Here is a 429-nt window from a genome sequence, read left to right as displayed (position 1 = left end):
GTGCATCGCGTCGTGCGGCGCCGTCGACGCGATGCACGATTCGCTCACGCCCGTCGGCGGCCTCGTGCCGATGCTGCTGATGCAACTGGGCGAGGTGATCTTCGGCGGCGTCGGCTCCGGCCTCTACGGAATGCTCGTGTTCGCGCTGCTCGCGGTGTTCGTCGCGGGCCTGATGATCGGGCGCACGCCCGAGTACGTCGGCAAGAAGATCGAATCGTACGAGATGAAGATGGTGTCGATCGTCGTGCTGCTCACGCCGCTGCTCGTGCTCGTCGGCACGTCGCTCGCCGTGCTCGCCGACGCGGGGCGCGCGGGCATCGCGAATCCGGGCCCGCACGGCTTCTCGGAAATCCTGTATGCGTTCAGCTCGGCCGCGAACAACAACGGCAGCGCGTTCGGCGGGCTTTCGGTGAACACGCCGTTCTACAA

1 protein-coding gene is annotated in these 429 nt (G+C 66.9%); it reads left to right on the top strand.

Translation table 11 applies throughout. The features are described 5' to 3' along the window. Positions 1–429 (top strand): potassium-transporting ATPase subunit KdpA (locus tag ACU8YE_RS25695; protein ID WP_446930456.1); only part of this gene is annotated, 429 nt, incomplete at both ends.

The organism is Ralstonia sp. VS2407, from assembly GCF_052950655.1.
Note: the sequence above shows the minus strand (reverse complement) of the source record. Positions and strands in the feature narration are given on the sequence as shown.